At 40.0% G+C, this 8,540-nt stretch carries 6 protein-coding genes; 1 reads left to right on the forward strand and 5 read right to left on the reverse strand.

What is annotated here, in order from left to right:
• On the forward strand, positions 1-553 hold a 553-nt coding region (locus UC75_RS19705), incomplete at its 5' end, for an FAD-dependent oxidoreductase (RefSeq protein WP_228137012.1).
• A 51-nt stretch (positions 554-604) separates the two neighbouring features.
• Here UC75_RS19705 and UC75_RS01535 read toward each other — a convergent pair.
• The 5 genes from UC75_RS01535 to dnaE all read right to left on the reverse strand — a co-directional run.
• Complete coding sequence (locus UC75_RS01535) at positions 605-2,611, reverse strand: esterase/lipase family protein (RefSeq protein ID WP_049836465.1); 2,007 nt, start codon at positions 2,609-2,611, stop codon at positions 605-607.
• A 115-nt stretch (positions 2,612-2,726) separates the two neighbouring features.
• On the reverse strand, positions 2,727-3,671 hold the full coding sequence (locus UC75_RS01540; RefSeq protein ID WP_049836466.1) for an ABUW_2363 family tetratricopeptide repeat lipoprotein: 945 nt from the start codon (positions 3,669-3,671) through the stop codon (positions 2,727-2,729).
• A gap of 105 nt (positions 3,672-3,776) precedes the next feature.
• Positions 3,777-4,592 carry a serine O-acetyltransferase gene (cysE, locus tag UC75_RS01545; protein WP_049836467.1) on the reverse strand — a complete coding sequence of 272 codons (816 nt, stop codon included), beginning with the start codon at positions 4,590-4,592 and terminating at the stop codon, positions 3,777-3,779.
• Entirely contained in the window at positions 4,585-5,424 is an 840-nt protein-coding gene (locus UC75_RS01550; protein ID WP_004792899.1) for an RNA methyltransferase, read from the reverse strand. Before UC75_RS01550 ends, cysE begins: the two co-directional genes overlap by 8 nt.
• 14 nt (positions 5,425-5,438) lie before the next feature.
• On the reverse strand, positions 5,439-8,540 hold a 3,102-nt coding region (dnaE, locus tag UC75_RS01555; protein ID WP_228137013.1), incomplete at its 5' end, for a DNA polymerase III subunit alpha.

Raw genomic sequence — 8,540 nt, forward strand, 5'->3', positions numbered from 1 at the left:
TACCCGTGGTGTCGCGTACTGTCCACACTGTGATGGTCCATTGTTCAAAGGCAAACGTGTTGCAGTGATTGGTGGTGGTAACTCAGGTGTTGAAGCTGCAATTGACCTTGCAGGGATTGTTGAGCATGTGACTTTAGTTGAGTTTGATACAAAACTACGTGCTGACCAAGTGTTGCAAAACAAACTGCATAGCTTGCCAAACACAACTGTGATTATGAATGCGTTAAGTACAGAAGTGTTAGGTGATGGCTCACAAGTGACGGGTCTTAAATATAAAGACCGTGCCACTGATGAAGAGCATGTAGTAGAGCTTGCAGGGATCTTTGTACAGATTGGTTTATTACCAAACACTGACTTCTTAAAAGACAGTGAAGTTAAGTTAACCAACCGTGGTGAGATCATTGTGAATGACCGCAATGAGACCAATGTCAAAGGTGTATTTGCTGCGGGTGATTGTACAACAGTGCCTTACAAGCAAATCATTATTGCCACAGGTGAAGGCGCTAAAGCATCGCTCTCTGCGTTTGATTACATCATCCGTTCTGGGCAATAAAATTTAATTTCAAAACAAAAGAGCCAAAGGTTATCCTTTGGCTCTTTTTCTTTATGGTTTATATAGTCCGTGTTCTACTAAGTGTTCGCGTAAAATACGACGGAGTTCTAACACCGCTTGTGGGGTTAACTGAATAGAGTGTCCACCCGGAAGAACTTTCTCTGATTTTGCACCTTCTAAGTGAGCACTTTTGTATGGAACGATACCATCGGTAATCACATTTGGATCATCACTTTTGGTAATGTTACCCATAATAGAGTGGAAGACTAACCCTTGGTGCGGATTAATATTTTCTGTAAGTTCCATAAATTTAGATTGATGACTCAAATCACTTGGACCATTTTGAATCAAACCATTATCAATATTACTCAAGAAATCTTTAACATCTAAATTTTCAGTGGTGAGTGAAGTCGCTACAGCCGACAAGAATGCACCAGGTAAACGAATAATTTTACGTGCGGCTAAAGTAAACCAACGATCTGCATAATCTGTACCTCGATGAGGAGAAGCTAAGAAAATTGCACGATCAAAATTATTGATTGAATGCATTTGCAATCGCTCAGTAACCATTGGATGTTTCTTAAAGCGGTTTTGCTGACGAATCGTCATCAAATCTAAAGCAGGCTTGGTAATATCGCCATCACTCACCAGTAACCGGCTAATAATACCTCCCATACTATGGCCCACAAGAACAGCATCATGTGCAGCAGGGTCACTAGGGTTCAAAGAACCAAAAGCTTGCTTAAGAAGGGCATAAGTTTGGAAACGGCTTTCCAAAATCGGCATATTGGTTGAATAAAAAACTTGCCAAACCTGATAGTTATCTCTTAAAACCGTGTCACCCATAACATCATTGGTCAAAGCAATCCACGCCTCAGGACTACTTGCTAGACCATGAACCAACACAATAATTTTCTTATTCGGGTTGTAGGGCTCAAGCATGTAGAGATGTGGCATGGTCAAGTGCTGGTCACGATCAATCAGGCTTAAATAAGCTGCCACACCTAAGTTATTTTCTGCCAGCCATAGACCATAAGGTGCAGAGAAGTTGGCTGCTAGAGGATATTGCTTACCAGCCACATTAATATTGTCGGTGCGATAAGGGTCGTAAACGCGAATCACGAATTCAGAATTATTAATAATTTCTTCAACAGTGGTCGCATGTTTTGGTTCAGCGACAATCGTTGCAGCCAAATAACGTGCATGATGGATATTGGGGTTAACACCATTTTTATAATTGTATTTAAGCGGGTCTAGAATATATTCATTAATATCTTCTTTTCCTGAGCTAGGAAAAACTGCTACAAATTCAGAGCCAAAACCATCGCGGCGGTTAATGGTTCTTAACCCTGAAAAATTTAAATTATAACTAGAAATTAACTTTTCTAATTTTTGTCCAGCAAGTTGCTGGTGAAATTCAAAATCAATCGAATAGACACTTTTACCAATATGTATTTGAGGTTCTACGACATCTTTTTTTGGATAGCGTAAATCATAAACACTCACCATTTTTGCTATGGCTTGATTGTAAAAGTCCCGAATCTGAACTTGTCTATTGTCAAAAATACGGTCGGTAGGCTTACGTTTTGTTGAAAATAGATAGGCGTAGCTATAACGAATACTTTTATCGAGTAAATTTAATTGCTGATCTAAGCAATCATCATATTTATTCTGAATATTGGTTTGTTCTTCTTCCGACTTATGTTTAGTAAACCTACTAATTTTACAATCCGAGGAATCTGTCAAGGCCATTGCTTTTGCCAGATACATTTCACTTGCAGCTGATAAAAACTGTTCATCTAAAATTTGAGGAAGTTTTTTGAGTTGATTTACACAGTTATCAGGGGTGTCAGTGCAGACTTTAGCTTCCTGACCAGACATTGATAAAACATTCAGACTTGCTTCGCTGAGTTTATCTTGCGTAAGAATACTATTACGTTCATTTGCAATAGTCACATTCAAAGCTTGCTGTTTAACATTAACGACCTGACAACCACTCAGAATTGAACCGAGTAGCATGACCGTCAATACTGTTTTGCTTCTTTTTATTGAAAACATTATGGTCAAAATTTAGTGGCTCAATGGTAGGTAGATCATACAAATTTTAAAATATTTTTCAAATGATCAAATAAAAAAAAGGGCTGTCAAAACAGCCCTTTTTATCTATTTAAGCTTATTTTTTAGGTGTTGCACTTGGTGTTGTAGTTGCAGACATTGCAGGGTTAGTCAAAACTTGCCATACATTCCAACGACCTTGTTTTTCAATTTCTTGAATTAAACGATCAGCAATTTCCGATTCATCTGGATATTTCACTTTATAATTTTTAAGTGTCTGAATCGCGTTTTTCTTTTGCTCCATTGCAATATAGTTATTTGCAGCAGCTAGATACGCTTCTTGAACATTACCTTTAATGGCTTTATCTAAGTAAGGAATAGCTTCACGTTGACCACCACCTTCAGATAAACCGAAACCAAACCAGAAGTTTGTTTCTGCATCATCTGGGCTAATTTTTAAAAGTCTTTGAGCATATTCTAAAGATCTAGTGGTATGAACAGTACCTAAATCAAGGTTACGTGCAAGAACACTTGCTTTGAAAGCACGAAGCAAAATATCAAATGATGCATTTGGGTTTGCAGCAAGTGTATCAAGTTGTTGTGTTACTTCTTTAAGTTTACTTTCGAAGCCTTTACGTTCTTGGCGATCAGTAAAGCGAGGTGGGTAGTGACGAGCTTTGCCTTCTACTAACTGTAAAAAGTCATCAATACTTGTAACATCAATTTCATTTTCACTAGCTAAAACTGCGTATTTCATTGAACGCTGTGAATTATTTACAGTCGGAACAATCAATTTATTGACGTCGAGAGTAAGCTGTTTAGTCGGGTCATCTTGACGATTAACGACCATTTTGGTTACTGGCTGTGCAGCAGCGTCTTTTAAGGCAACTTCAAATGCTGGCGGTTGATCGTAGTTAAAAGGATTTAACGCATAAAAAGGAGGAGTAAGCTCTGGTTCCTTGAAAACAAAAGGCTCAATTTTTTGTTGTTTTACAGGTGCCATTGTACAAGCTGTTAAACTTGAAGTCGCAAGGATGATATATGCCAAAGGCTTAAAATTCATAGGATCTTCCGTTCATTTTAGTAAAGTCAGATTTGGTAGTGACAAGTCTAGAAAAAGCTAAACCGACATGCAAGGGTAAGCGTGTTACATTATGAATCAAGAATATTACGTTTTTGATATCTTGTTTTGTGCACCACATTCACGACGCACTTCTTCAAGAATTTTTAGCTCTTCATCACTAAAAGGCTGTTCATCTTGACTTTCTTTTTCGAAGCTAGGGTCTAGCTCTGATAAACGCTGGCATAAGTTATTCATACGCGTTTCATTGTGCTGAATACGATCAAGTAAAACACGCATGCCTTCTAAAATAGGGTCTGACTGATCAGCAGTTGTCGCATATGGGGCAAAACCAATACTTTGTGCATAATCGCGGCGACGTTCTTCATCTTTATCTTTAGTTTTGTTGGCATCTTTATAGATATAGCGAGCAGGGTTTCCTACAGCAGTCACTCCAGCAGGAACAGCTTTGGTCACTACAGCATTCGAACCGACTTTGGCACCTTTACCTACAGTAAATGGACCCAAGATTTTCGCACCAGCGCCAACAACAACACCGTCTTCTAAAGTTGGATGGCGTTTACCAGTTTTCCATGTGGTACCACCTAAGGTAACACCATGATAAAGCGTAACATCATCACCAATTTCAGCAGTTTCACCAATCACAACGCCCATGCCATGATCAATAAAAAAACGCTTACCGATTTTAGCGCCAGGATGAATTTCAATTCCGGTTGCAAAACGGCTAAATGAAGAAAGTAGGCGAGCTGCACCTTTACAGTCTTTTTGCCATAATTCATGCGCAACACGATGCATCATAATTGCATGAATACCTGGATAAGTTGTGAGAACTTCAAGTGTATTGCGGGCAGCAGGATCTCGCGCAAATACAGCTTTTATATCTTCTTTAAGCTGCTTAAGCATTGGGTTGATCCTCCTTGTCAGATAATGCTTTTTTCCATTTACCACTTGTTAAAGCTTGTACGCGACTAAAAATACCGCGAAGTAAATGATATTCCATACGATCTAATTGTATACGACCAAATAAACGACGCAAGCGTAAAGGTAATAAACGTGGATTTTCTGGATCTAAAAATTCGATTTCAGTCAGCATTTTTTCTAGATGAGGATAAAACTCTTCCATTTGTTGCTGAGTCACCAAAGGTTCATCCCATTGCATGCTTTGGCCTTGCACTAATGGCATTTCATCTACATTCTGATCGACTTGCTCTTGCTCGAGAGCAGACATGCGAAGTTCGTAACATACAACTTGAATCGCTTGCGCAACATTCAACACGCCATAGTCCGGATTTACAGGAATGGTTAAATGATAATTTGCCAGTGCTAATTCTTCATTTGTTAAGCCACGGTCTTCACGGCCAAAAACAATAGCAATTTGCTGTCCTTGAGATGTTGCCTTAATAGCTTCTTTAGCCGCAGGTCTCACATCAAGTAAAGGCCAAGGAATGGTGCGACTACGCGCACTTGTTCCAAATACTAAATGACAATCTTTAATCGCATCTTCTAAGGTGTCTACAATCTCAAGATGTTCAAATAAATCTTGGGCACCAGCGGCAAGTGCTTGTATATCTGGATGAGGATATGTTTTTGGTGCTACGAGAACTAATTTAATTAGTCCCATTGTTTTCATGGCACGTAAAGCACTACCAATATTGGCAGGCAAAGTCGTATTTACCATGACAATACGCACTTGTGCTAATTGTTTTGACACGGTGGTGTGGTCAAACGAACTCATAAGATTTCCAGAAATTACGAATATTGAGAAACTTCGCTTTGGTATAAATCCAATGCATCGTCCATAGACATACCCGCAGGAGGAGGGGCAACAGCATGTGGACGAACAGGGTCTGCTGCTTTAGCTGCTTTCGACTTTACTTGATATTCAATATAAATATTATCTTTACCAAAATAATCTCTGAGTTTAGCAAGTAATTCATCTAGAGGAGCGACTTTCCATTGCGGACCAAACTGAAGTTCGGCTTGAGCATAGGGTTGATCAATCTGTAACTGTAGAGTGATATGTTGATGCATATCTACATTGCAAAATGGCAAGATCATGTTTTGCAGATCTTTTGCCAGTGTTGGCTGCATGAACTCTTCTGTTAATTTGATTTGAATACTGTTAGCACGTTTTTGTCTTATTTCATTTAATGTGAAAGCCTTGGTTAAACGTCCCATTGGACGATCAAAGCCTTCTCGCTCATAGATTTCGCCTTCGAAAACTACAACACGTTCAACTTGCACAATATCTTTAAAACGTTGGAAGCGCTCATGGTTACAGCTGACTTCAATACGTGCCGTACCATCATCAAGTACAATAACCACACGGTTCGGGAAGTTCGCGACATCAATGACCAAACCTGCATAAACCGTTGTAACACCACGACGCGTCGCAGTAATTTCGTTTAGTTTTACAGGAATAAAAGCTTTGAGTTCCTGTCGGTAAACATCAATTGGATGACCCGTTAAATATAAACCAAGCGTGTCTTTTTCGCCTTTGAGACGAACTTCGTCACTCCATGGTTTTACTGGTTTAGCTGGCTTGCGTTGAACTTCTTCAACCTCACCAAATAAATCCATAATTCCGCTTTCACGGTTACTTCGAGCTTGTTCAGCGGCTTGAACAGCTTCAGGCAATTGTGCCATTAAGCTTGCACGTTCAATTCCTAAGCAATCGAGTGCACCCGCGCGAATTAAAGCTTCAAGAGTACGCTTATTGATTTTCTTCAAATCAATACGATGGCAAAAATCGAATAGATCTGTATAAGGACCAAATTGTCGACGAGAGTCAATAACTGACTGCATTGCTTGTTCGCCGACACCCTTAATTGCACCTAAACCGTAAACAATCGTTTTATCGTTACTTGCATGGAAGTGATAAGTCGACATGTTGACTGATGGTGGTAAGACTTCAAGATTATTGTTTCGACAGTCATCAATCAAAAATACAACACTGTCCGTGTTTTGCATTTCCGATGTCATTACCGCTGCCATAAACTCAGCAGGATAGTGAGCTTTTAACCATGCAGTATGGTAGGCAACTAGGGCATAAGCAGCCGCGTGAGATTTGTTGAAACCATAGCCTGCAAACTTTTCCATATAGTCAAAGATATGGTTTGCTGTACTTTCGTCAATCCCTTTTTCAGCAGCACCTTCTAAGAAAATTTGGCGCTGTTTGACCATTTCCTCAGGTTTCTTTTTACCCATTGCACGGCGTAGTAAGTCTGCGCCACCTAACGTATAACCTGCACAGATCTGTGCAGTCTGCATCACCTGTTCCTGATAAACCATAATCCCGTAAGTTGGTTCTAATACACCTTCTAAAAGAGGATGAAGATATTCAAAATCTCCACCATGCATACGGTGAATAAAGTCAGGAATCAGGTCCATTGGACCCGGACGATACAAGGATACGAACGCAATAATTTCTTCAAATTTGCTTGGACGTGCTTCTTTAAGCATCCGTTTCATGCCGACGGATTCAAACTGGAATACCGCTGTCGTATTTGCATCGGCAAAGACGGAATAAGCTTTAGCGTCGTCTAGAGGAACATGCAGAATATTGAGTTGATCATTACTGTCGCGGTTTTTATTAATATTTTGAATCGCGTCTTCAATAACGGTTAAGTTACGTAAACCTAAGAAGTCGAACTTGACCAGACCCGCTGCTTCTACATCGTCTTTATCATATTGAGCAACGCGGTTTGTTCCATCTGCATCACAAAGTACAGCCGAGAAATCGGTAATTTTACCTGGTGCAATGACTACACCTCCGGCATGTTTACCGGTATTTCGGGTTACACCTTCTAATTTTAATGCCATTTCCCAGATTTCGCTTGCATCGTCGTTATCTGGGTTAGATGGATTGGTCACAATATCTTTAAGCTGTGGTTCCATATCAATAGCGGTAGCTAAATCCACACCGAGCGGTTTGGTAGGTACCATTTTTGAAATACGGTCAGCTAAACCGTAAGATTTACCCAATACACGCGCAACGTCACGGATTGCACCTTTTGCTGCCATGGTTCCGAAAGTTGCAATTTGAGAAACGGCTTCACGACCATAAGTACGCGATACGTAATCAATAACGCGGTCACGTCCAGCAATACAGAAATCGACGTCAAAGTCGGGCATCGATACACGTTCTGGGTTTAAGAAACGTTCGAAAAGTAGATCGTAACGAAGTGGGTCAAGGTCGGTAATTTTTAAGCTGTATGCGACTAATGAACCTGCACCTGAACCACGACCTGGCCCAACAGGAACACCATTATTTTTTGCCCATTGAATGAAGTCCATGACGATGAGGAAGTAGCCGGGGAAACCCATCTTCAGGATAATACCGACTTCATAATCAATTCGTTCATCGTAAGGCTTACGAATCTCTGGCCAATCTTCACCACGTTTTTCAACAGGGTAAAGATAATTTAAGCGCTCTTCCAAGCCTACTTTAGATAAATGTTCAAAATAAGTGTCGATGGTAAAACCATCTGGAATTGGATAGTCAGGTAAAAAGTAAGTGCCGAGTTGCAGTTTAACGTTACAGCGTTTAGCAATATGATAGGTGTTCTCGATAGCGCTAGGAATATCGGAAAACAATTCGATCATTTCATCTGAGGTTTTAAAGTGCTGCTCAGGACTATATATGCGTGGACGGCGATTATCTGCGAGTACATAACCATCAGCGATACAAACACGTGCTTCGTGTGCTTCGAAATCTTCTTTTTCTACAAAGTGCACATCATTATGTGCAACTACACCAACATTATATTGTGCAGCAAGTTTAGCTGCTTCTTGAATAAAGTCTTCTTCACCAGGACGGTCAGTACGTGTTAAAGCAAGATAAACACGGTT

Origin of the sequence: Acinetobacter sp. V2 (genome assembly GCF_001188385.1) — a bacterium.
GTDB lineage: Bacteria > Pseudomonadota > Gammaproteobacteria > Pseudomonadales > Moraxellaceae > Acinetobacter > Acinetobacter oleivorans.

Bases quoted from the DNA above. Each gene is read 5' to 3' on its own strand.
- UC75_RS01535 (WP_049836465.1), bottom strand. From the start codon at position 2,611: ATGTTTTCAATAAAAAGAAGCAAAACAGTATTGACGGTCATGCTACTC.
- UC75_RS01540 (WP_049836466.1), bottom strand. From the start codon at position 3,671: ATGAATTTTAAGCCTTTGGCATATATCATCCTTGCGACTTCAAGTTTA.
- cysE (WP_049836467.1), bottom strand. From the start codon at position 4,592: ATGCTTAAGCAGCTTAAAGAAGATATAAAAGCTGTATTTGCGCGAGAT.
- UC75_RS01550 (WP_004792899.1), bottom strand. From the start codon at position 5,424: ATGAGTTCGTTTGACCACACCACCGTGTCAAAACAATTAGCACAAGTG.